The organism is Acinetobacter towneri (assembly GCF_001758345.1).
In the GTDB taxonomy this organism is placed as follows: Bacteria; Pseudomonadota; Gammaproteobacteria; order Pseudomonadales; family Moraxellaceae; genus Acinetobacter; species Acinetobacter towneri_A.
Map to the genome: position 1 here is coordinate 372,555 of NZ_MKQS01000001.1, position 24,338 is coordinate 396,892.

General features: G+C 41.2%; 19 protein-coding genes and 8 tRNA genes. 9 read left to right on the top strand and 18 right to left on the bottom strand.

Annotated elements, in window-relative coordinates; all coding sequences use genetic code 11:
• Positions 1-157: 157 nt before the first annotated feature.
• On the bottom strand, positions 158-1,342 hold the full coding sequence (locus tag BJN41_RS01665) for a multidrug effflux MFS transporter (RefSeq protein ID WP_070152710.1): 1,185 nt from the start codon (positions 1,340-1,342) through the stop codon (positions 158-160).
• 249 nt (positions 1,343-1,591) lie between these two features.
• Between BJN41_RS01665 and yccS the strand changes: the two genes are divergently transcribed.
• From yccS to BJN41_RS01685, 4 genes are all read left to right on the top strand, one after another.
• Positions 1,592-3,766, top strand: coding sequence for a YccS family putative transporter (gene yccS / locus BJN41_RS01670; protein ID WP_070152713.1), 2,175 nt, complete (start codon positions 1,592-1,594; stop codon positions 3,764-3,766).
• 147 nt (positions 3,767-3,913) lie between these two features.
• The gene (locus BJN41_RS01675) at positions 3,914-4,474 is read left to right on the top strand and encodes a YcxB family protein (RefSeq protein WP_070152580.1); all 561 of its coding nucleotides are present in this window, start codon (positions 3,914-3,916) and stop codon (positions 4,472-4,474) included.
• 153 nt (positions 4,475-4,627) lie between these two features.
• Positions 4,628-7,246 carry a PepSY domain-containing protein gene (locus BJN41_RS01680; RefSeq protein ID WP_070152583.1) on the top strand — a complete coding sequence of 873 codons (2,619 nt, stop codon included), beginning with the start codon at positions 4,628-4,630 and terminating at the stop codon, positions 7,244-7,246.
• 121 nt (positions 7,247-7,367) lie between these two features.
• Positions 7,368-8,186 (top strand): YdcF family protein, encoded by an 819-nt coding sequence (locus tag BJN41_RS01685; protein ID WP_070152586.1) that lies wholly within the window; start codon positions 7,368-7,370, stop codon positions 8,184-8,186.
• Between the two features lie 26 nt (positions 8,187-8,212).
• Here the strand turns inward: BJN41_RS01685 and BJN41_RS01690 are convergent, their stop codons facing one another.
• From BJN41_RS01690 to BJN41_RS01740, 11 genes are all read right to left on the bottom strand, one after another.
• The gene (locus tag BJN41_RS01690) at positions 8,213-8,674 is read right to left on the bottom strand and encodes a DUF2750 domain-containing protein (protein WP_019837487.1); all 462 of its coding nucleotides are present in this window, start codon (positions 8,672-8,674) and stop codon (positions 8,213-8,215) included.
• Between the two features lie 95 nt (positions 8,675-8,769).
• Positions 8,770-8,845, bottom strand: a tRNA-Val gene (locus tag BJN41_RS01695).
• A 97-nt stretch (positions 8,846-8,942) separates the two neighbouring features.
• Positions 8,943-9,019 (bottom strand) — tRNA-Asp (locus BJN41_RS01700).
• A 65-nt stretch (positions 9,020-9,084) separates the two neighbouring features.
• Positions 9,085-9,160 (bottom strand) — tRNA-Val (locus tag BJN41_RS01705).
• A gap of 101 nt (positions 9,161-9,261) precedes the next feature.
• Positions 9,262-9,338: transfer RNA gene (locus BJN41_RS01710), tRNA-Asp, on the bottom strand.
• A gap of 14 nt (positions 9,339-9,352) precedes the next feature.
• Positions 9,353-9,428, bottom strand: a tRNA-Val gene (locus BJN41_RS01715).
• Positions 9,429-9,448: 20 nt separating this feature from the next.
• Positions 9,449-9,525 (bottom strand) — tRNA-Asp (locus BJN41_RS01720).
• Positions 9,526-9,576: 51 nt separating this feature from the next.
• A tRNA-Asp gene (locus BJN41_RS01725) sits at positions 9,577-9,653 on the bottom strand.
• Between the two features lie 26 nt (positions 9,654-9,679).
• Positions 9,680-9,755 (bottom strand) — tRNA-Val (locus BJN41_RS01730).
• 271 nt (positions 9,756-10,026) lie between these two features.
• Positions 10,027-10,551, bottom strand: coding sequence for a cell wall-recycling L,D-carboxypeptidase ElsL (gene elsL, locus BJN41_RS01735; protein ID WP_019837488.1), 525 nt, complete (start codon positions 10,549-10,551; stop codon positions 10,027-10,029).
• A 9-nt stretch (positions 10,552-10,560) separates the two neighbouring features.
• Positions 10,561-10,941 (bottom strand): YbaN family protein, encoded by a 381-nt coding sequence (locus tag BJN41_RS01740; RefSeq protein WP_019837489.1) that lies wholly within the window; start codon positions 10,939-10,941, stop codon positions 10,561-10,563.
• 87 nt (positions 10,942-11,028) lie between these two features.
• Here BJN41_RS01740 and BJN41_RS01745 point away from each other — a divergent pair, with 87 nt between their 5' ends.
• The 3 genes from BJN41_RS01745 to dapE all read left to right on the top strand — a co-directional run bounded on the left by BJN41_RS01745 (position 11,029) and on the right by dapE (position 13,455).
• Complete coding sequence (locus BJN41_RS01745) at positions 11,029-11,973, top strand: DUF1853 family protein (protein WP_070152588.1); 945 nt, start codon at positions 11,029-11,031, stop codon at positions 11,971-11,973.
• Positions 11,974-12,033: 60 nt separating this feature from the next.
• Positions 12,034-12,180, top strand: coding sequence for an entericidin A/B family lipoprotein (locus tag BJN41_RS01750; protein ID WP_070152591.1), 147 nt, complete (start codon positions 12,034-12,036; stop codon positions 12,178-12,180).
• Between the two features lie 141 nt (positions 12,181-12,321).
• Complete coding sequence (gene dapE / locus BJN41_RS01755) at positions 12,322-13,455, top strand: succinyl-diaminopimelate desuccinylase (RefSeq protein ID WP_070152594.1); 1,134 nt, start codon at positions 12,322-12,324, stop codon at positions 13,453-13,455.
• Positions 13,456-13,537: 82 nt separating this feature from the next.
• Here dapE and BJN41_RS01760 read toward each other — a convergent pair whose 3' ends face one another.
• The 6 genes from BJN41_RS01760 to pilG form a co-directional block, all read right to left on the bottom strand.
• On the bottom strand, positions 13,538-13,996 hold the full coding sequence (locus BJN41_RS01760; protein WP_019837493.1) for a hypothetical protein: 459 nt from the start codon (positions 13,994-13,996) through the stop codon (positions 13,538-13,540).
• 3 nt (positions 13,997-13,999) lie between these two features.
• A complete protein-coding gene (locus tag BJN41_RS01765) occupies positions 14,000-18,559 on the bottom strand; it encodes an Hpt domain-containing protein (RefSeq protein WP_070152597.1) in 4,560 nt (1,519 codons plus the stop codon).
• Positions 18,560-18,728: 169 nt separating this feature from the next.
• The gene (locus BJN41_RS01770) at positions 18,729-20,804 is read right to left on the bottom strand and encodes a methyl-accepting chemotaxis protein (RefSeq protein ID WP_019837495.1); all 2,076 of its coding nucleotides are present in this window, start codon (positions 20,802-20,804) and stop codon (positions 18,729-18,731) included.
• 45 nt (positions 20,805-20,849) lie between these two features.
• Positions 20,850-21,386 carry a chemotaxis protein CheW gene (locus tag BJN41_RS01775; protein ID WP_019837496.1) on the bottom strand — a complete coding sequence of 179 codons (537 nt, stop codon included), beginning with the start codon at positions 21,384-21,386 and terminating at the stop codon, positions 20,850-20,852.
• 3 nt (positions 21,387-21,389) lie between these two features.
• On the bottom strand, positions 21,390-21,758 hold the full coding sequence (locus BJN41_RS01780; protein WP_019837497.1) for a response regulator: 369 nt from the start codon (positions 21,756-21,758) through the stop codon (positions 21,390-21,392).
• Positions 21,759-21,794: 36 nt separating this feature from the next.
• Positions 21,795-22,178 (bottom strand): twitching motility response regulator PilG, encoded by a 384-nt coding sequence (gene pilG / locus BJN41_RS01785; protein WP_004975524.1) that lies wholly within the window; start codon positions 22,176-22,178, stop codon positions 21,795-21,797.
• Positions 22,179-22,516: 338 nt separating this feature from the next.
• Here pilG and BJN41_RS01790 point away from each other — a divergent pair, with 338 nt between their 5' ends.
• Both BJN41_RS01790 and BJN41_RS01795 read left to right on the top strand, forming a co-directional pair.
• Positions 22,517-23,098 carry a hypothetical protein gene (locus tag BJN41_RS01790; RefSeq protein WP_171066656.1) on the top strand — a complete coding sequence of 194 codons (582 nt, stop codon included), beginning with the start codon at positions 22,517-22,519 and terminating at the stop codon, positions 23,096-23,098.
• A 52-nt stretch (positions 23,099-23,150) separates the two neighbouring features.
• The gene (locus BJN41_RS01795; RefSeq protein ID WP_019837499.1) at positions 23,151-24,284 is read left to right on the top strand and encodes an efflux RND transporter periplasmic adaptor subunit; all 1,134 of its coding nucleotides are present in this window, start codon (positions 23,151-23,153) and stop codon (positions 24,282-24,284) included.
• The last annotated feature ends 54 nt before the right edge of the window (positions 24,285-24,338 follow it).

The window sequence follows — 24,338 nt, forward strand, 5'->3', positions numbered from 1 at the left end:
AGATTAAAATAATTAAACCATATAAAATTCAATACTTTAAATAGGTTGATTTTTCAAGAATTTACCCCACTATTAGACTATTGTATATATTTCAGTTCTGTCTAAAAGCCCGATCTTTACGAAAAAAATTACCATTTGAAAAAGTATTGACCTCAACTCAGTCTGATTGAGGTTGTAAAATATGAAAAACGGCAAACAYCCCCGACCCAATAAATAGCAGCATTAATACCGCCATATTCAGCAAAGCACTGCCTGTTAAAAAGTTAAGTAATACCCCACCAATCAAGCCACAAAAGAATTGCACACTGCCCATGATCGCACTGGCTGTTCCAGCACGTGCGCCTTGTTTTGCCATTGCCAGCGCCATGGCATTCGGGCCTGTAAAACCAATCCCAGACACTGCAAGAAATAAACCGAGCATTACCAATGCCAAAGGTGCATACCCCAGACTACCTGCAAGCAGTAGAATGACCGTACCACTCAGTTGAATCATGCTGCCCAGTTTTAAGCGTTGCAACACGCCTAATTTTCCACTGATTTTTTTATTTAGGGTCGAAAACAACATAATGCCAAAGGCATTGGCACCAAACACATAAGCAAAAGCCGTTTCACTCAAGCCATATTGATCCATCATGAGCGCACTTGAACCGCTGATATAGCAAAACAATGCCCCACCTGTCAGACACCCTGCTAACATTGGAAAACGAAAATCACGATCTTTTAAAATTGCGAAATATAAGGTCAGGACTTGCTGAAAACTCAACTTTAAACGGCGTTCTTTGGCTAAAGTTTCTTTAAAAAAGAAATGTACACATAAACAGCAAATAATTCCAACACAGGTCAGCACCACAAAAATGGCTTCCCAATTCATCCATCTAAGCACCCATGCACCCAGCGTTGGTGCAATAATGGGTGCAATGGTCATCACAATCATCATGCTCGAAAAAGCTTGAGCGGACGTTTGCAAATCCAAGCGATCACGAATGGCTGCTCGTGCAATCACCACGCCCACACAACCGCCCAACGCCTGCAAAATACGTGCAGCAATCAATCCCCATTCATTGTGTGCAAACACGCACAACATACTGGCCAGTGAAAACAATACCAAGCCAATATATAAAGGCGGCTTACGTCCAATCCGATCACTCAGCGGCCCATAAATCAGTTGCCCCAACGCCAAACCTAAAAAATAGGCAGGCAAACTGTTTGCGACCATTTGGGTCGATACACCAAACTCGCTTGCCATTATTGGCAAGGCAGGCAAATACATATCAATCGACAAAGGCCCAAGCGATGTCAGTAACGCCAACAACAAAATCCAGGCTGTCGAATATTGCTGCATGTTGGGTTCTGGCGCAGATGGTGGCGTACTATTTGAACTTAGTAAAGTTTTCGATATGCTCATATTTTAAGGTGGAATGACAAATGTATAGAGAAGCTTGCACGCTTCATACTATCATTTGTAGTGATTAAAGATGAATTTTCACATATTAAATTCTCTAAACACTCATCTACAGTTACAATGTACGCAAGCTTTCATTTCATAGCATAATCACTGTTTAGAAAAAAAATTTTACTTAAAGGAACGATGTTGAAACCTTGGCTGATTAAGCTCAAACAAGCGACCTATAACACCACATTTATGTATAACATCCGCATGCTCATTGCATTTGCGGGAACTGCTTTTGTTCCCTATTTTATGGGAATGCAAATTGCCACCATTCCTTTAACTTTAGGTGTGGTTGCCGCAGGTTTGAGTGATATAGATGACCGTTTTTCGGTGCGTATCCTTAATCAGCTCTATACTTATATTGGGTTCTTTGTTACCGCCACTTCGATACAGTTTTTATTTCCGCACCCTATTTTATTTGCCACAGGCTTAATCCTGTCGTGTATTGTCTTAATTTTGCTCGGTTCGCTCGGACGGCGTTATGCCACCATTTCTTATGGCTGTTTGGTGGTATCGGTGTACGCCATGCTTGGTGTCAATCTATTTGATGACTGGTACATGCAACCGCTACTTTTGGTCTCGGGCGCAATCTGGTACGGCGTAATTTCAACCATCAGCTTTTTACTGTTCCCTGTTCGTGCTTTACAAGACAAACTTTCGCTCAGTTATTCTTCTCTGGGCGATTTTTTATTTGCCAAATCTAATCTATTCGATGTGGATATGACTGCATCTAGTTATCAGCAAAGCATCATTGATTTATCACTTGAAAATGGCAAATTAATTGCGATTTTTAACGACTTAAAAACGGCTTTGCTGACGCGTTTAAAAGGTGACCGCGGACAAAAAGATACCCGACGCAGCTTACAGTATTATTTTGTCGCACAAGACATTCATGAACGTGCCGACTCTGCACATATTGATTATCAAAAACTGGCGAAAATATTTCAGCACAGCGATGTTTTATTTCGCTTCCAGCGCATTTTGTCTATTCAAGGTAAAGCCTGTAAAGATTTAAGTGAAAGTATTCTGCATCGTAAACCTTATGTGCATAACAAGCGTTTTAAACATGCTTTTGAAAATCTTAAACAGTCTTTAGAAAAGCTGCGCAGCGAGCAGCAATATGACCAGGTTTGGATTAATGCACTGTTTGCCTTATATCAAAACCTAAAATCAATTGACGCTCAACTGCGTAATCTTGAAACCGAACGTAATATTAAACTGGATAAATCCAAGCATATTGAACAACAACTCATAGATGACGACTTAAAAAGCTGGGATGATATTGTCATCCGTATCAAACAGCATTTAACCCCTGAATCTGTCTTGTTCCGCCATGCCATTCGTTTGTCGATTGTACTGTTAATTGGCTATGTTTTTGTACAAGTCACCAATATTCAATATGGCTACTGGATTTTACTAACCGCTCTGTTTGTGATGCAGCCTAACTTTAACACCACCAAACGCCGTTTACGTTTGCGTATTATTGGGACACTGGCAGGGATTGTGGTCGGCTACACCATTTTATATTTTGTGCCATCTGTAGAAGGGCAATTGGTGGTTTTAATTATTAGTGGCATGTTGTTCTTTGAATTACGCAGTAAACAATATGCACAAGCGACTGCTTTTATGACTATTTTGGCGCTGATGAACTTTAATCTAGAAGGTTTGGGCTTTGCCGCAGCTGTACCACGTATGGTCGACACCTTAATTGGTTGTGCACTGGCATGGTTTGGCGTGAGTTTTATCTTCCCCGACTGGAAATTCCGTCGTCTATCACGCACGATTCGTCGCTCACTCACCGCACAATGTGACTATTTGGCAGAAGTGATTCAACAATATAAAAATGGGCGCAATAACGGCTTGAATTATCGTGTGGTGCGCCGCGCTGCTCACAATGCCGACGCAGAAGTTGCTTCACTGATTTCAACACTCGCCACCGAACCTGATTTTGATCCTGATCAAAAAGCTCAGGCCTTTGAGTTCTTGTGTCTGAATCACACCTTTATTAGTTATATCGCTGCACTGGGTGCGCATCGTGACAAAATTGAAGATCAGGAAGTCTTGGAACTGCTCGATCAAGCGATGGACGATATTCAAGGTGCTTTACTCAACGATGAAACGCCTGATTTAAGCGCACACAATATGCTGCAAACCATTCGTCAGCTTTTAAGTCAAAACAATGAGCAAGATCAAAAATCATTAATTATTTTGCAGCAATTATCTTTGATGATGAGTATCTTGCAGCAATTAAGTCGCTTAAAACAAAGTTTAAGCCACGAACATGATCAGGATGCAACTGAACTGGCGTCTTTATAAATCATTCTGCAAAGGATCCATGTCTACTTTCTCAGCCTAAGCACAATATGTATTCATCGACCTTAGCATGATTTTGCGACAATATACTCACTGAATGACAGCAATTAATGCTAAACTTTTTATAGTTTTAAATTTGTTAGTTTCACTATGACCGCGAAAAGTTTATACGCCTACACCCTACAGCCTGTAATCTACGAAGTTTCTGAAGAGGAACAACGTCACGCTCAACTGGTAATATGGCGCAGTACCAATAAAATTGGCATGAAAGCATGGATTATTATGGGGGTGATAGTCGCCCTTTCCATTTTAGGCATTCTGCTATTAAAAAATTATTCAACAATTTTCTGCTGGGTCGCCATTGTCTGTGTGGCACTCTACCTGCTGGTGCGTAAATACGGCTTGGAATGGTACGTTAAACGCAAAATGAATGAATTTCCTGTTCAAGAAATTAAAGGGATTCGTTTAGGCGTACAACCACACGGAATCGTAATGCGTCAGCAAATGGGCGCTCAAGAAGGCGTGGGTGCAATCGGCTGGAAAGATGTATATGAATGGTACAACACCCCAGAATTTATTTTGATGAACTTCAAAGTAAAAGGTCAGCAAGGCGCTTATATTCTACCTAAGCGCATGGACAGCAAGAACTTTTCGTTCAACACCATTCGCAAGCATTTAACCGAAGCTGCAGGCGAAGCCAAGCAAATCTAAATATCCCGTTCAAAAATAAACCTCTATCCCCTGCGATGGAGGTTTTTTTACTTAAAATTAAAACAATGAACGATAATGAGAATAAATAGCATTTGCATTAACTTTGTATCTAGATTATTCTTCTGCAAAATTCGTGCTCAACTCGCATTCCTCATGTTAAAAAAAACTTTTTTCCAAATTCACTGGTTCCTTGGCATTACAGCAGGGCTTATTTTGTCACTCATGGGTGTCACTGGGGCAATTTATTCCTATGAACAACAAATTCTAAAATGGTTGAATACAGACAGTTACCAAGTTCAAGTTGAGCAAAAACCCAAACTTACTCCTGCAGAAATTTACACGCATTTTCAGCAAGTCCAACCAAGTTATAATATTAATAGCATTACCATTGCCCAAGATCCTGCAGCATCTTCAAGCATCAATATTGCGAAAGAAGGCGCCAGACGCGGGCAAAATATCATGATTAATCCCTACTCTGCAGAAGTGTTGCCTGAAATTCGGGGACGTGAATTTTTCCATTTCATTCAGCAATTACACCGCAATTTAACCGTAGGGCCTATTGGTAAGCAAATTACAGCCGCATGTACCCTCATGTTGCTGTTCTTTGTGTTAAGTGGCATTTATCTGCGCTGGCCAAAACGCCATTCATTCAAACAATGGTTTGCGATTAAACCACAACTCAAAGGTCGCAATTTTATTTGGGACTTACATGCTGTGGTGGGTACATGGGTAGTGATCTTCTATCTTGTTATGGCATGCACAGGGCTATATTGGTCGTATGATTGGTGGCGCAATGGTATGTTTAAAGTCATGGGCGTAGAAAGACCACAAGCACAATTACAAGCAGAGGGACGCAATAAAAAAGAAAATCAAAATAATCAAACACCTCATCAAGCAAGGCAGACACAAGTTGTGGAACAAGGCCCCAATAGCACGGATCCTACCAAAAAAAATACACTGGATCAGGCACAAATTAATCTTGCTTTGAAGCAGGCATGGCAACATTTCCCGCAGCAATTGGGGCAGGATTATTCCAGTATCACTTTTAATGTGCCTAAACATGCCAATAGTGAAATTGAAATTAACTTTGTCGATGTCATTCCACAACATGAACGTGCCCGCAATAGCGCAACTTTTGATTATCAACAAGCGCGTATTACTCAACTTGAATTATATGCAGACAAACAGCTTAATGAAAAAATCATGAGCAGCATGCTGCCTGTGCATCGGGGTAGTTTCTTTGGACCTGTTTATCAATTTTTAGCCATGCTTGCTGCCTTGATGATGCCGCTGTTTTTCGTCACAGGTTGGATGCTATATTTAAAACGTCGTAAACAAAAGCGTTTGACTCTTGCTGCACGTCAAAACCAAACTCAATTTAAGATTGACCCAAATGCTGAACACTGGCTCATCGTCTATGCCAGCCAAACAGGTACTGCCGAACAATTGGCATGGCGCACTGCAACGAGTCTGCAAGAGGCACATCAGCCTGTCACAGTCAAAGCTATTCAAGAATTGCAGATAACTGAGCTTAAAAATAATACTCAAATTTTATTTGTTGCCAGCACATACGGCACAGGAGATGCACCCGATTTATCCTCTAGCTTTGTGAAAAAAATCATGTCCCAAAGCTTAGACCTCTCTCATTTACGTTATGCGGTTTTAGCTCTAGGCTCCAAAGAGTATCCTGACAGTTATTGCGATTTTGGACATCGTCTTGCTGCATGGCTGCAACGCAATCATGCTCACGCTTTGTTTGACACTATTGAGGTAGATAATGCCAATCCTGCTGATGTACAGCGTTGGAATCAAGCATTGGCACAGGTGACACAACTTGAATTACAAAGCATGCAAATTGACAAAACTTTTGATACATGGCGTTTACAACAACGTGATTTGCTCAATCCAAATAGTTTAGGTACCCCTGCGTTTAATATTGAACTTGTACCGCAGCACGAAGCACATTGGGCTGCAGGTGACATTGCTGAAATTCAACCAGAAAACAGTACTGTACGGATTCAGGATTTTTTAAAACAACATCAACTCGATGCCAATACCATTATTGCAGATGGTCAGCAAACCTTAGCACACGCTTTAGCATATAAAGACCTGACAGCCCCTATTCAAACATTTAAAACTATCGATGAATTATTGGCACAACTTGCCCCCTTACCTAGTCGTGAATATTCAATCGCCAGTATTCCTTCACAACAGGTTTTGAGACTTGTAGTGCGTCAAAAATTTGATGCTCAAGGTGAGCTGGGCTTAGGTTCAGGTTGGTTAACTGCCCATGCAGCAATCGGACAAAATATCGCACTACGCATTCGCAATAATCCATCTTTCCATTTAATTGATGATGACCGCCCAATTATTTGTATTGGCAACGGCACAGGACTTGCGGGTTTAATGAGCTTATTGCATGCACGTACCCGCCTGAATTACACCCAAAACTGGTTGTTTTTTGGTGAACGCCAGCAAGCGCACGATTACTTTTATCAACGCACCATCGAGGCTTGGCAAAGCACAGGCGTGCTACAACGGCTTGATTTGGCTTTTTCCCGCGATCAAGCCGATAAAGTCTATATTCACCATAAGTTACGTGAACAGGCTGAAGATTTAAAACGATGGGTTGAACAAGGTGCCGTGATTTATGTTTGCGGTAGTATTCAAGGCATGGCCAGTGATGTCGACCAAGCTTTAAAAGATATTTTGGGTGAAACTCAACTAGAACAATTACGTCAGCATGGACGTTATCGCCGAGATGTGTATTAATCTCAACTTGTAATTCACCTAATTTTACCCATAGCCTCAACCGAAACATACTTCAGTTGGGGCTAAATTTTTAAGCAGCTTCGGCTATACTGTTTACACAGCATCATAGCGCAATACAGTTATGCAAGGCATGCAAGAAAGTCACGTACAGCCGCAATCAAGTCTATTCAAAAGAATATTAAGTAGCCTAATTGGATTAATTTTAGTTTTGGATGGTGTCTATCTCATCAGCTTAAAGAAAATTCATTTCGGCACCGTTTTACCTTTGTTAATAGGCACGATGCTGCTGTGTTATGCCATTTTCTATACTTGGATTCAAAGCCACTTAAAACAACATACACGCTTAGATTGGTTATGGAAATTCGGTTGGGGCATATTTTGGTTATGGTGCATCAGCCTATTGATCTTTTTTGCTTATATTCATTTCAGTACACAGCAGCAAAATACTGCAAGCAACAATGCCAAAGTGGTGATTGTACTCGGCAGTGGCATAGAAAATGGACAACCATCGCCCACGCTCGCCAAACGGCTAGATACCGCAGCAGCTTATGCCTTAGAACATCCACACAGTTATTTAATTGTCAGTGGTGGCCCCGCTTTTGCGKAACAACTCACTGAAGCGCAGGTGATGTCCAACTATTTACAACAACGCTATGCAATTGCAGCATCACGCATTATCTTAGAAACCCAAAGTACCAGTACGGCACTCAATTTAAAAAACAGTCAACCTTTGCTGCATCAAATCGGCACAGATAAAACCCAACCAATTACGATTGTCACGAGTGATTTTCATACCCTCCGTGCAGCAGCTATTGCTAAACGACAGGGATACACACAGTTCAGTATGTTGAGCGCATCAACACCGCTCTATAGCCGCTATAACGCGTGGTTACGCGAATATTTTGCTTATATCAGTGGTTGGCTGCTCAATGAGTATTGAAAAATAAAATCTAACATGCACATCGCTTAATTCAAACGAATTGAGCGTGGCAAAGGAATTTGCATCTCTTTAAAAAATTCAGGTTTTTGTATATACACCTGATACAAATAATTTTTTAGATCTAGCAATAACTTTTCAGGAGCAACCAATACATTCTGCCCTTCAGGGCTTAGATTCATAGAAACATTAGTGGCTTCCTGACGTAAAAACGGAATCACTTTTTCAATAAAATCTTTCAGTGAAATTTCTTCAACTTGATAATTGGCCCAATTGTCTTTGATTAACAGTTTAGCTAGACTTTTATTTTGCCATATTGCAAAAGCACGCTGCCCTGTAGGGGTAGCACAAAGCGCCCAACCATCTTCATACAATGCAAAAACATGCCCCTGAGAAACAATGGTTTCAATAAATTGCTTGTAAATATCTTGCACATTATAAATTTGCGGCGCTTGCTTAGATGCAGCTTTTCGTTGATAAGGATTTCTCATAAGTCACGGATATTAGTATTATTATAAATAAAAAAATTCTAGGCGAATTTATTGCAATAAGCAAGAAATATGAGATGAAGGTGTATGAAAAGATATGGTGGGCGCTGACGGGATCGAACCGCCGACATTCTGCTTGTAAGGCAGACGCTCTACCAACTGAGCTAAGCGCCCTGAAGAGAAAAATAACATTGTTATTTTACGTTGCAAAACAAGCGAAGTGCATAGTCTTGAACTTTGAAACTCACTTTTCATATCAGGGAATGAAAAATGGCGCAGCGGACGGGGCTCGAACCCGCGACCCCCGGCGTGACAGGCCGGTATTCTAACCAACTGAACTACCGCTGCAACGGTAATTGCATTAAGCAATTAAGGGCTTTTTTGTATGTATGTCAAGCATCTATACTAAAATATGGTGGGCGCTGACGGGATCGAACCGCCGACATTCTGCTTGTAAGGCAGACGCTCTACCAACTGAGCTAAGCGCCCTAAAATGATCAAAACAACATTTTGTTCTGATTTTGCAAAACTGTCAAATTTTGCATCATTTAAGTTTATATCTATCAGTAAACTTAAACTTCTCTTTTGAATGGCGCAGCGGACGGGGCTCGAACCCGCGACCCCCGGCGTGACAGGCCGGTATTCTAACCAACTGAACTACCGCTGCATCGCAAAAGAATCTGGTGGGCGCTGACGGGATCGAACCGCCGACATTCTGCTTGTAAGGCAGACGCTCTACCAACTGAGCTAAGCGCCCTCAAAAGAAATTTATGTAAATGGCGCAGCGGACGGGGCTCGAACCCGCGACCCCCGGCGTGACAGGCCGGTATTCTAACCAACTGAACTACCGCTGCACTTACACAAAGTCACTCTTGTGGTACAAACGATGGTTAAAGAATCTTAAGTGGCGCAGCGGACGGGGCTCGAACCCGCGACCCCCGGCGTGACAGGCCGGTATTCTAACCAACTGAACTACCGCTGCACGTAAGAATCTATAACGTAAAGGCTTGGTGGGCGCTGACGGGATCGAACCGCCGACATTCTGCTTGTAAGGCAGACGCTCTACCAACTGAGCTAAGCGCCCTTAACGTCTTTATCGTTTGTGAGGTGCATTATAGAGAATCTTTACCGCCTGTCAAACGCTTTTCGGCTTGTTTTCAGTTTTTTGTGATCGAGTGATTAAAAAATAGGTGATCCGCTATAAAAACAAACAAATTCTGCAGGTTATTTTAGTTTTCAAACAAAATTAATGTGCTTTTCAACTTGTTAGCGCTGCAATCTACCTGCTCAATCAGCCAGCTTTTAGGTAGTGATAGATGCAACATTATTCATCTAAATTCACCTCGCAAGCACCATCAACTAAGTAAACCTAAACTATTTAAATCCAGTTTGTGTTCAGAAATATAAACCAGCGCTTTTTCTGGTATCAGTTCAAACAATTCTAAAATATCTTGGTTACGCATCCGAATACAGCCATGCGATGCAGGAATGCCCATTGGTTCTGTGTCTGGTGTGCCATGTATATAGATATAACGCTGAAAAGTATCGCAGCCGATGCCCTGATTAAAACCCTCTTGCAGACCACTAAGCCATAAAATACGGCTTAAAATCCAGTCCCGTTCAGGAAATTGTTCGGCTAAATCTAAATTGTAAATTTCACCCGTAGGTTGACGCGCAATGAACACTGCATTTTCAGGTTCATTTTCACCAAATTTCAAAGCGACTTCATGCCAACCACGCGGTGTTTTACCACTATTTTCAGTTTCACCAATGCCATTCACCCCACTAGAAATGACATAAAATTTCTGATGCTTAGGCAAATATAAAGTTTGCTCGGACAAATCAATCAAAATATCTGCTTGTGTATATAAAAAAGTCATTGCGTTACCCTATTCTTCTTCTTTCTTAAGCGGCTGTGGTTCAGGACGTAACCACAACCAAATACACACCACCAACATGGTGGTATTGGTAAAAACTTTGACCGCAACAGGCGCAGTTGTAAACAGCATGAGTACGGCACTGATACTCATCATGATCGTTGCTAACCATTTGGCTTTACGCGGTACTGTGCCATTAGCACGCCAATCCCTGAGTGTACTGCCATATTTAGGATGATTCAGTAACCAGTTATCCATTTGCGGCCAACCACGTGATGATGCCCAAGCTGCTAAAATCAAGAAGACAGTAGTAGGCATACCTGGTAACAATGCACCAATAAAGCCAAGGATGACAAAGATCACCACTAAACCTCGCCATAACAAGCGTTGCATACTACTGTCCTAAACTTCGAATTGCGGTAGTATAAAGCGTTTTTTAATTTTCCGTTGTAATTCTGCATTTTTCAGTATGGATTCATAATGATTGAGTTGCATCAATCCGAGCTTATGCCCGAAGTCTGGCTGACTTATAAAACCCCGCTTATCCGTCAGTTGGCTTTTAGTGTGGCCAGCCCGAATATTTTATCTGCTGTGCCTGAGCAATTGCCCATTCAACATACTTTTGAATTCCATGCAAATGCTTTTTGGCAAAAGCATTATCAAGCTTATCAATCACGTTTAGCCTATTTAGATTCTCATCCCGAAGCGGTGTACGAGTTTTTAAATCAGCTGAAAAGTACCCGTTTAGGCTTACGCTTTGAAATGTTGATGTGGTTTTGGCTGCGTGATCGTGACTATCATCCCTTCGAATTATTGGGGCACAGTATTCAAATTATTGATGGTGCTAAAACTGTGGGTGAACTGGATTTTTTACTGTGCAACCATGACACAAAGCAGGTTGAACACTGGGAAGTGGCTTTAAAATACTATTTAGCTGAAACGGACTGCTCTTTGGCACATTGGTATGGTTTAAACCGCTCCGATACTTTGGCGCGAAAACTGAATCATTTTAGTCAAAAGCAATTTCAATTTAAACAAGCTTTAGATGTGTCAATTGAACGTCGCTTTGCCGTACTCAAAGGACAATTGTATTTCGCCACGTATCACTTGAAAGAATCAGCTACAATACTTAGCCCACACTGGGTCAATCGCGCTCGTCGTTTAGGACTTTGGGGGAGTGATATTCCAGCGCCAGCAGAACAGTTTTATCGCCTGCAACGGCATGAATGGATTTGCCAAAATGCTCAAGTCAGTAGCCTACCGAATCAATGGTGGACCGATGGTTTATATTTTCAGGCAGCACATTCACAATTTTATATGTACCGCGCTGCACCCTTGATTAGCTATCTTCCATTAACACGCTGCATAACAGTTTCAACATTTTATTACGCAAGCACCATAAAAGTTACCTATTTATTATTCTGATTATTTTCTATGCTTAAAAACACATCAAAATAATCTATCTAGCGCATATTGGAGATGAACATGAAAAAAATTTTAGCGACTTCACTGTTATTGACCTTTATTTTAACGGGTTGTAATACAATTAAAGGTGTGGGCGAAGACGTATCTTCTGCAGGTAATGCGGTAAGTAACACTGCTGAAAAAACCCAACAAGAAATTCGAAAATAATTCTGACAATTTCAGAAAGATCTTCACAAAACCACAAAAAACCTTGTCCGAGAACAAGGTTTTTTCACGCTAAAAATTTCACTTTTGTTGCATTATTCCCCTATTATTAGCACTTACTCTTGATAAACGTCTGAAACTCTCATGACCTCTTCTGCTACTCTGGATTTAAGCCTGCAGCTTTTACGCCAACCGTCTGTCACTCCTGTCGATCACAACTGTCAAAATCTCATGGCAGAACGCTTAGAAAAAATTGGATTTAAGATTGAATCTATGCGTTTTGACGATGTAGATAACCTCTGGGCGCGTAAAGGTACAGAAGCTCCAGTTTTTTGTTTTGCAGGTCATACCGATGTTGTCCCTACAGGCAATTTAGACGCATGGAATACCGATCCATTCGTACCTGAAATTCGTGATGGCAAGCTTTATGGTCGTGGCAGTGCCGACATGAAAACAGCATTGGCAGCTATGGTGGTTGCCTCTGAACGCTTTGTTGCTAAACATCCTGACCACAAAGGTTCAATTGCTTTTTTGATTACCTCTGATGAAGAAGGGCCATCCATTAACGGTACCGTAAAAGTCGTTGAAACGTTGGAAGCACGTCAGGAAAAAATGACTTGGTGTTTGGTCGGTGAACCTTCAAGCACACATAAATTAGGCGATATTATTAAAAATGGTCGTCGTGGTTCACTCAATGGAGTCTTGACTGTAAAAGGTAAACAAGGTCATGTGGCTTATCCACACTTGGCAATTAACCCGATTCATACCGCGTCTAAAGTAATTGCGGAACTTTGTGAAACGGTGTGGGATCATGGCAACGAATACTTTCCTGCCACCTCATTTCAAATTTCAAATATTCAAGCAGGAACAGGTGCGACCAATGTTGTCCCAGGTAACATGACAGTGACCTTTAACTTCCGTTATTCGACTGAAGTGACTGCGGATCAGCTAAAAACACGTGTGTTGGAAATTTTAGATCAGCATCAAGTGGATTATGAAATCGAGTGGACGCTTTCAGGTTTGCCATTTTTAACCCCTGTGGGTGAATTGGTTAATGCTGCACGTCAGGCCATTCGCAATGTCACAGGTGTTGAAACAAAATTATCGACCAGTGGCGGCACTTCCGATGGTCGTTTTATTGCGCCAACAGGTGCGCAAGTATTGGAATTAGGTGTACTCAATGCCACCATTCACCAAGTTAACGAGCACGTTGATGTGGCTGATTTAGAACCCTTAGCGGAAATTTATGAGCAGATTTTAGAAGTGTTACTCACTTAAATCGAATAAGAGTTAGTTACAAAAAACAAAAAAGGAACTCTATTGAAGTTCCTTTTCTGTTTTACAACATAGAAAATTGCGGTTAAGCCGTTAATTTTTCTTGAATGTATTGCAAATTTGGTACATGAAAGACCTGCTCACCCATACGGACATATTGGAATACCGCAGGATCAGTCGTGTTTTGTTGGTCATCATCTACCACTTCAGAAATACGCAAGCGCAGTGTTTTAGGCATTTCATTGCACATCAAAGCAAAACGCTGCTCCATTTCATCGCCTTCAATAACCAGTGCCACGCCCATTTTTTTCTCTGGGTCATTGACTGCATAAACAGGCAATTGCGATTCGTGCCATTCTACAGTCTTTACTTGAGTGGCATTATCTAGTGCGGATAACACAATATTTTGAGGTATCAGCATCGGGTGTTTACCATGACATTCAACAATATAAGCATCAATAAAACCCGTAGAAACGGTGATTAAATGGTGCAACTCTTGTTGACTAATTTGCCCAAGTAAATTGGGACCATTCGTCTGACTCATCGTTTACCCCTGACTGACTGCTAATAGTTGTTCAATATTGGCAAGTAATTCTACCTCTTGGAACGGTTTACCCATGTAGTGTGTCACACCTAAGCTAAACGCGCGCTCACGGTGTTTTTCACCTGTACGGGACGTAATCATGATGATTGGCAGATTGTTATGCATATCGTGGTGGCGTACGAGGTTAGTTACCTCAAAACCATCCATACGTGGCATTTCAATATCCAGCAACATCAAGTCAGGTTTGACGTTTTCAAGCTGCTCCATGGCATCGATACCATCTTTGGCGGTCACGATGTCATAACCTTGACGCTCAAGCAGACGTGAAGTTACTTTACGTACGGTGACTGAGTCATCCACAATCATAATTAAGCGGCGTGTATCACGACGTTGGATATCACGTTGATCGCTGGCTTGTTTAGTTCGGTGCGTTGCAAGAATTTGACGGGCTATATTCTGACCATCCAAAATCAAACAAACTTGACCATCACCCAAAATGGTTGCGCCTGCAATTGCACCAATGCTTGAGAACTGTTGTCCAATTGGCTTCACAACAATTTGACCACGCGAACCAATCAACTGATCAACTAGTAAGGCAATACTTTGACCTGTACTGCCTTTAATTAACAGAACTGGTAGTGAATGACCCACATGGCTTAAACGCGGCAATGGCTGATTACCAACGAACTCAGATAAGTAACGTAACTTATAGTTCTGGTTATCAATTTGGAAGAAATCTTCATTGCTGTTGAAGTAAGATTCCAAGGTCGTTGGTGCTATACGTACAATACGGTCAATTTGCGCTAACGGTACAGCAAATTGTTGATCACCAACTTTTACCATTAAGGCATCAGATACCGCAACCGTGGTTGGTACGCGAATACTGAAGGTTGTACCTTGACCCAATGTTGAATCTACTGATACGTGACCACCAAGTGCCTTAATTTCACTTTGTACCACATCTAAGCCCACACCACGACCTGAAATTTGTGTAACCGATTTTGCTGTCGTAAAACCTGGGTGGAAAATGTATTGCAGAATTTCATTTTTATCTAAATTCTGATCAGCTTTGATTAAACCTAAGCTCAATGCTTTTTCTTTAATCTTGGCATCATCAATACCCTTACCATCATCCACAAAAGTCACCACAACATCTGTACCTTGGCGGGTGATGTTCAGTTCAATTTTACCAACCTCAGATTTATTAGCAGCAGCACGTTGCACAGGGTCTTCAATACCATGGTCTACCGCATTACGCAGCATGTGTTCAAAAGGTGTCACCAAACGTTCTAGAATAGTACGGTCTAATTCACCTTCAGTGTTATTAACCACCAATTCTGTCGGACGGTTCAAGGTCGATGAAGTCTGACGCACAATACGTTGTAAGCGTGGCAATAAACGCGAGAATGGTACAAGGCGTGTACGCATCAAGCTTTCTTGAATTTCGGCCTGAATACGTGATTGTTGTAATAACAAACCTTCGGCATCACGGATTTTGTCAGCCAATGTGCTCTTAAAGTCCACCAAGTCCGATGCAGATTCTGCCAGAGATTTAGACAACTGATTCAACGATGAATATTGGTCCATCTCTAATGGGTCAAAGTCTGCATAACGTGAGTTTTCAGAACCATGTTTGGCAATAATTTGCGATTCTAGCTCGCCTTCCATTCGACGTAACTGATCGGCAAGTCGTTTAATCGCCAATTCCATCTCATTCAACGTACCGCCCAGTTGCCCTAGCTCCATTTCAATACGTGAACGGTTAATCGAGTTCTCGCCTGACAAGTCAATCATCTTCTCGACTAAATCGGCCGAGATACGAATCATCTCATTGCTGTTATCTAGTTTTGTGGTTTCGCCCCACTCACCTGACATTGCAGGTGGTTCTGTACCATCACCCTGAACAAACTCATAACTACGGCTTGGTGATAACAAGTCGTTATGCGTTAACCGCTCAGGCAATTGTGCAGATACATCTACAAACTGCATCGCCGATAAGCTAGATTTTAAACTGTCATAATCAGTGTAATCTGCTTTGAAAATTGCATCACGCAACCATGCTAATGTGGTTTGCAGCAAGGCATCATAAACATTTGAGTTAAATTGATGCACTGCAAACTGTTCAAAGGCACTTTCAAGTTGATAGGCAATTTGCGCAACAGATTCAATTTCAGCCATACGTGCACCGCCTTTTAAGCTGTGCGCCGCACGTTGTAATTGAAGCAAGACACTACGGTCACTACGCTGCTCAAACCATTGTTTCAAGCGCTGATCTGCAGCATCCAAAATTTCTTCCGCTTCTTCTCGGAAAGTTTCAACCACAATTGAATGTAATTGCTCATCTTCAGATTCAGCATTTGCTTCATGACTTGCAGTTTGTGTTACCGGTTCAAATGACGCAGTAACAGCATCTTCCAGACTTGCCTCATCAGCAATAGCGATATCATCTTCAGCTAAATCTGCAGTCGTGTCTTGCAAGGCTTTTGCTGCCAACTCAGGCTGTGCATCAACCTCTTCTGCTTCGATCACCTGTTCAGGCTGCGCTGTAGTTACAGCACTTGTGACTGACACATCTGCATCGCCTTGTGCCAAGCTGACAATGTTGCCTAAAATAGCAATTGACTGTGTCGCAGCATAGTCCACACGCTCATCGCGAATGGTCTGAATACGGTCTGCAATATCATCTTGCACCAAACGGATAATTTGAATTAACGCAGGTGATACAACAATTTGGTTGTTAATGATACGCTCGTAAATCGACTCGAGGTTGTGTGCAATTAAACCAATATGCGTCGCAGAAATCATATTTGCGCCACCTTTCAAAGTGTGCAAATAACGCATTAAGTTGTTTAAAGCCGAAGTGTCGCTGGCGTCTTTTGACCAAGTATTGACGTCTTCATCCATACCCACCAAAAGCTCTTCAGCTTCTTCCAAAAAGATATCCAGCAATTCAGGATCGAAGTCTTTATTGGCATCATCGGCATGCATGTTTTGTTGATCTGATGCAATACGTTGTGACAATTGCGCTAAATTCACCGTGCCCGAACTTTCGCTAGCAACTACAGCAGACGCCACATCAGGTTCTGCAACAACTGCTCTTTCTACAGCATTGTCGCTCACCGATGTTTCTGCATCTTCAAGTGCAATTGCATCAATGTCTTGCTGCACGAATGCAGTTAAGTCATTTAAGGTTTTCTGAATATCTTCAGTAACCGTAACACGCTGTCCCGCAGCCAAGGTATCAAATAAATGAATAAACTCTTGGTGCGCCTGTGCAAATAACTCATAACCATATTCAGAGTTAAGCAAAATTGGCTTAGCTAAAACACTGTCGTAAGCTGCTTTAAGTTCTTCAGTAAATTGATGGATACCCACTGATGCACGGTTATCAGTATGCTCTACCAATAATTGCGCTTGTGCGCTGAGTTCTTCTAAATAGCTTGGGAATTGCGCTTGCGCCAATTTATCAAATTCAAATTCAGCATCAAGTAAACGATCAATATTCAGTTCGATGAGTCTCGATACCAAACCTTGAGGATTAGAGTCTTCTGTATCGCTGGTGCTAAAGCCGTAGCTATCCCATGCTTTACTAAAAGTTGCATAGATAACATCTAAACCATCACAGTAACCTTGGCGAAGTACATGCAGATAATCACGGACAAATTCTGCGTATTGCACCAACAGCGCAGTTTCTTTAGAGGTGGATTCAATTTCATCTTGCACAAATGTTTTAAACAAGTTTTCAACTTTAGAACTGGCTTGAAAAACTTGATCAATTTGCGCCATAGACGAACTGCCGCGCAGTGTATGTAAAGCACGGATTAAGCCATTATAGTCTTGTGAGTGAATCTGATCTTGCGCCAAGAACTGATCAATGGTCGCTAAATGCTCTTCAGCTTCTTCCACAAAAATAGCCAGAGTTTCAGCCAATAGGCTCGCATCAGCAGCCGCTTCTTGTGCAACTTCTGTCTGAGACATTTCTTCAGCTGTCATTACATCTTCAGATGATTCAACTGCTGTTTCAACTGCAGCATCCGCCAACTCTAGTCCTGTCGGCATATCAGTTGCAGTCAGTTGATCCGCTAGAACTAGCAACTCTTCCAGTGCAGGTTCAGGAGTTTGGTTTTGCTGTAATTGTTGTCCTAAAAGCACCAATGGGCGTAAATCAAGATCAATTAAACCGACTTGTTTAAAAATTGGATAAAGCTTGTATTGATAAAGATTGAAAACAGTTTTTGCGTATTTTTGAATATCAGTATTGAGTGTTACCGTACCCGAAAGCACACGGTTTAAAGTATCTTCAACCGTCCATGCCAATTCGCCCGCAGACTTCGCACCCACCATGCGACCCGAGCCTTTTAAAGTGTGAAAGTGACGACGAATAGTCACTAAAGTTTCTTGATCTGTTGGGTTGGCAAACCAAGTTGTAAATAATGGATTTAATTCTTCGAAGATTTCTTCAATTTCTTCGACAAAAATTTCAAGAATTTCTGCATCTTGCTCAAGATAACTATCTTCAAGAAGCGTCATTGTTTCGACTAAATTTTTTAATATTTCTTTCATAGCTAAGGCTTCTTACGTTTTCAGCACCAAAAGGTACTTCAACTTAATTGTAACCATCCTGAATGCCCCTAACCCAAAAGTTAAGTTCATCTTTGCGATGCTTTATCTCTGAATGATGGTGTACCCATAACTGTGTATAGGTACACCTTTCCCCAAGCTGGAATCCCGCTTATTCAGGTAGTTTAAAGTCAGTTACAGATTCACGTAATGATTCTGCCATGTTGGCTAACTCAGATACCGAACGTGCAGTATCAAAAGTTGCACTGGTCGTTTGTGAGGTAATTTCCTGTACAACGTTCATCGTGGTTGCAATGTGACCAGCAGAAGCCGACTGAAGTTTTGCAGCATCCGAAATGTTAGAAATCAATTTCGCAAGGTTGCTCGATACCGTTTGAATTTCATCCAGTGCAACACCCGCATCCTTAGATAAGTTCGCACCACGTACAACTTCAGATGTGGTTTGTTCCATCGAAATTACGGCTTCGTTGGTATCGGTCTGAATGGTTTTTACCAGTGTCTCAATCTGCTTAGTTGCAGATGCTGAACGTTCCGCTAGACGCTGTACCTCGTCGGCTACGACTGCGAAACCTCGACCAGCTTCACCCGCCATAGATGCCTGAATTGCTGCGTTTAATGCCAAAATGTTAGTTTGGTCAGCAATATCATTAATTAAGGCAACAATGTTACCAATCTCTTGTGAAGATTCACCCAAACGCTTAATACGCTTTGAGGTTTCTTGAATCTGCTCACGAATAATATCCATACCTTCGATTGAACGGTTTACAACATCTGCACCATTCGATGCAATATGTACTGATCGTTCTGCTACCGCTGCTGATTCTTCGGCGTTGGCAGATACTTGGTCAATTGACATGGCCATTTCGTTAATAGCGGCTGATGCACCTGCAATTTCTTGCGCCTGATGCTCAGATGCTTCTGCTAACTGGTTGGTAATGTTCTGTGTGGTTGCCGTATATTGTGCAACTTCGTGTGATGTTTCGTGAATACGAGATACCAGATCACGTAATTGGTCAATCGCAAAGTTAATCGAGTCGGCAATAGCACCGGTGAAGTCTTCCGATACTGTTGCATAAGAACGTAGGTCACCATCCGCAAGGTCAGCAATCTCATCAAGTAAACGTAAAATCGCGTTTTGGTTACGGTCATATTCATCTTGTAGACGAACCACGCGAGCTTTATCGGCTTCACCACGTAAACTAAGTAACTTGAATACACAGAACAAGAATGCAAGTAATGCTGCAATCAATCCAATTGCAGGAATCGCAATCGACCAACCTGAACTGCCAGACAACTTATTTAAATTGTTTAAAAGTTTATCTGACTGGTCAAAAATAGAAGATGATGCCTGACGTACTTTTACAATTTGTGATGAGTTCTTTAAAACCGTTGCAGCTGCAGATTTCAATACTTCTTCATATTCTGCTTGAATGCCTTCTAATGAACTACGTAAATCTTCTTGAGTAATACGCTGTACGCCCAGTTCTGCACTACCATTTAACTGCGCTGCTAAGTAAGCACCAAACGTTTCGGTATCGGCACTAAAGTCATCTGCAGATTCACGAGAACTGTCTGTACCTGTCAATACAGAACTGATTGAACGTAAAATACGCTCTGCAATGAACACTTGGTTCTTGGCAATAACCACTTGGCTACTTGGCATGTCTTGACGTGCCATTTGGTCAACCATCAAATTATATTCCGCCTGAATACCTGGAATGGTTTCACCAATTGCAATGCTCGTGTCATAAAGCTGGTTAATAATTTTTTGTTGTGAAGCAATCAAATCAATATTTTCAGAAATTGATTTCCACTGTGTTTCTACTTCGCGCAAGGTATCTGTATTTGCATGAATGTCTTTCACTGTTTCTAAATTAGCAGCAAAGGCTTTTTGTGAATCTGTTAAGTTTTTAATCGATTCAGGTGTACCTGATGCCGTGGCTTCAGTTGCTTGACGTGAAATGGTTTGTGATAACAGACGTAATTCACCCAAACTACGGGTAAAGTCGTTATTACGCGGCACACTATAAAAAAGGTATAGCAACAGGAAAAGCGATAAGAGGATACAAAAAGCTGCACCTAAAATAAGTGGCTTAGATTTTTCTGTTTCGCCAAATACACTCGCAAACTCTTCTGTTCGCGCCTGTAGTTTTGCAAAAAAACCTGGACCACTTGCTTTACGGACGGTTTCTTCGCCTGAATTTTTCTTTTTAAGTTTAAAGCCCATGCAGCTTCTCCCCGATTGACGCCTTCATTTTTAGGTGCGCGACAGTTAATTTATAAATTTTATAGATGCGTTCATGTATTTTGGGTTTTGCAATAAACGACTCAATAAGAAAACATGCCATTGTTGGTTATGTTGGTGAAAATACCCCTGACAATATTCTTGTAAATTACTATCTAAATCATTGTGTTTAGAAAAGAAACTTTTCTTATTAAAGTGCTGTATACCCAAAACTTGATCTACAACTAAACCGACATAATGGTCATTATGACTAATACACATTACCTTTTGAGTAGGTGAATATTGGCTACTTTGCCCAGAAACATAATGTGCCAAATCTGAAACTGAAAGTAATCTTCCTCGAATATTCGCTAGACCCACTACCCAAGGCTGGGTATTAGGTACTGGCGTGTATTTCGGTGGATAAATCACCTCAGAAACTTCTCCTAATGGAGCAACGAAATATTGCCCCATCATTTCAAAAGCAATACCAGACCAGCGGTTTACCTCATTTTCGGTACTTACGTAGTTTTTGTTTCCACGTTTAGATAGCCGAAGTAATTCAATAAAACCATTTGCAGCCATAACTTATCCTGCATTAAGGTGTTGATTAATCACATCAATTAATTGTTTTTCGTCAACAGGCTTAGTTAAGTAATCGCTTGCACCTTGGCGTTTTCCCCAAACACGATCGGTGGCCTGATCTTTGGTACTCACAATTACAATTGGAATATGTTTAGTAGTATCACCACGCGAAATTTGACGTGTTGCCTGAAAGCCGTTCACGCCTGGCATAACTACATCCATTAATATTAAATCTGGTAATTCAGCTTGGGCCATGGTCACGCCATCTGCCCCATTCGTTGCTTCAATGACATCAAACCCACGCTTGGTCAAGATTTCTCTAAAGCGGAATGTTTCTGTAGGTGAATCATCTACAATAAGAATACGAGCCATTATTTTCCCCAATAAATCTATCTAACTAACTAATAATTATGCTGTCACGTGGTTACGAATGGCGTTTAATAATTCATCTTTACTAAATGGTTTAGTCAGATACTCATCAGAACCCACAACACGTCCTTTGGCTTGATCAAATAAACCATCTTTACTAGATAGCATAATCACAGGAATGTTTTGGTAATTTTGCGAGTTTTTAATTAAGGCACACGTTTGGTAACCATCTAGGCGCGGCATCATAATATCTACGAACACAATATCAGGATTTGATTCTGCAATTTTGGATAAAGCTTCAAATCCATCTACTGCGGTAACCACTTCGCAACCTTCTCGTTGTAAGAGCGTTTCGGCTGTACGGCGAATGGTTTTTGAATCATCAATCACCATGACTTTTAGATTTTGGAATTTATCGTCCATTCAATGACCCTTCCCATTTTGTTTGTACAAGCAACTGAGTAGAAATTTTTTCACATTGATCGTATTTTTAACATATCTTTACTTGTAGTTTCAATGAACATATTTAGCTCGAAGCTACACTTTTACACCATTATCACCAAATCACTCACACTTTCTGGTGACCATCGATATTTTTTTATCGGTTGTGTTTTTTTAATTTCTAATTTTGATCTAATATAACACTATATATTACGTTTAATTTAAGTAATTTAGTCAACTTTCATTTGGGGGACAACGTGAGCACTTATTTTGCACAATTACTCGCTGTCAAATTAAAACAAAACAAAAAGTCGTTCAAAATGGCGATGCTAGCGTTGCTTCTGTTTCCCTCTGCTCAATTGATGGCTGAAACTCAAAATAAAGCAGTATGGTATCGTTATTATGATCAAAAAGGCGTAGCCAATATTAGCAGCAATGTGACCCCCAATCATATCCGCTATGGCTATGAGGCTTTGGATCGGAACATGCAAGTGATTCAGCGTGCTCGTCCCTATAATACTGAAACCGATATTAAAAAAGCACCACAACGTGCTGCTCAAGCACGTCAGAGTGAGTCGGACCAGCGTCTAAAAAAAGCCTATACCAACAGTCAAACTGCCACCATTAAGAGAAATAACACTTTAGCGCACATTAAAAAGCAAATTAGCTTTCAACAAGAACAACTCAAGCAACTCCAAACTGACCGTATTAGTTTTAAACGTCAGGAAATGGAGTATTTACGTAAAGTTAAGCCTGTACCACCACAACTGAAAACCAATTTAGACAATAACTTAAAAAATATTGAATTAAAAAAAGACATGATTCAATCTTTACAAACAAGCTATCGAAATACCCAAGCAGAATACGACAGAATTATTCAACGCCTCAAAGCCCTAGAATAGGGCTGGCTTTTTTTGCGTTGTCATTTTGACATTAAAATAAGGACAAATATGCATGCACATTGCACAGCGTATCTCATTCATTTTTAATCAACAACCTTTGCCACTTCTTCGGATCAGTACACTTGGGTTATGTGTATTTCTTTCTGCCTGCCAAAAAAATGAAACAGAAAATGTTGCTCCCACACCAGAAAAAATAGAATTAATTCAACAAGATTTAGTGACACCCCAACAAGGCAGTGCCATTAGTAAAACTGCCTTTACAGGCACAGTACGTGCAGTCAATCAAAGCAGTATTCAAGCACAGGTGACTGCCACAGCAACTTCAGTCTATGTCAAAGTGGGCGATAGCGTACAACGTGGTCAAACCTTGCTACGCTTGAATAATCAGGATAATGCTGCACGTTTGGCTCAAGCTCGCGCCAATTTAGCTGCAACGCAAGCACAAGCCAACCAAGCTCGCAACATGATGCAACGAAAAAAGCGTTTGCTCGATCAGGGTTTTATTTCGCAAGTGGAATATGAGCAAAGTCAGCTAGATTACCGTGCACAAATGGAAAGTGTACGCGCGCAACAAGCCAATGTTGATATCGCTTTAAAAGCCGATCAAGATGGCACAATTACCAGCCCTATTCATGGCATCATTACAGAACGTCAAGTTGAGCCTGGGCAAACTGTGGCTGCAGGACAAACCTTATTTGAAATCGTCGATCCGAAGCAATTAGAAATTCAAGCAAAATTACCAAGCGAATTACAAGCCGCACTCAAAATTGGTCAAAAAATTGAATATCAACTTCAAGGCCAAGCAAACATATTTAATGCACAAATTAGTCGCGTTTCCCCTGTAGCAGATTTAGCCAGTCGTCAAATTGAGTTTTTTGCGACCCCGCTTGAGCGTCTTCCTTCTTTAAGTATTGGGGCATTTGTGGATGGTCATATTTTAGCGAAAAGCACTATTTCAGGGCAAATCATCCCACTCAATACCATTCACGATATCCAAAACAAACCTTATGTTTGGGTGATTCGAGATCAAAAAATTGCCCGCGTGGATATCACAGTTTTAGAACAGCGCTATAGTGACAATACTGCTGTGATTCAAGGCTTACAGAGCAGTGATCTAGTCAGTCGAGTGGTGTTCAACCCCGATCAAATTCAGCAGCAGGTGATCATTCAAAATAACCCTCAATAAATTGAATTTCATCTCAATGCAGTAGTGCAGATGTCCAATAAATAAAAAATCAGG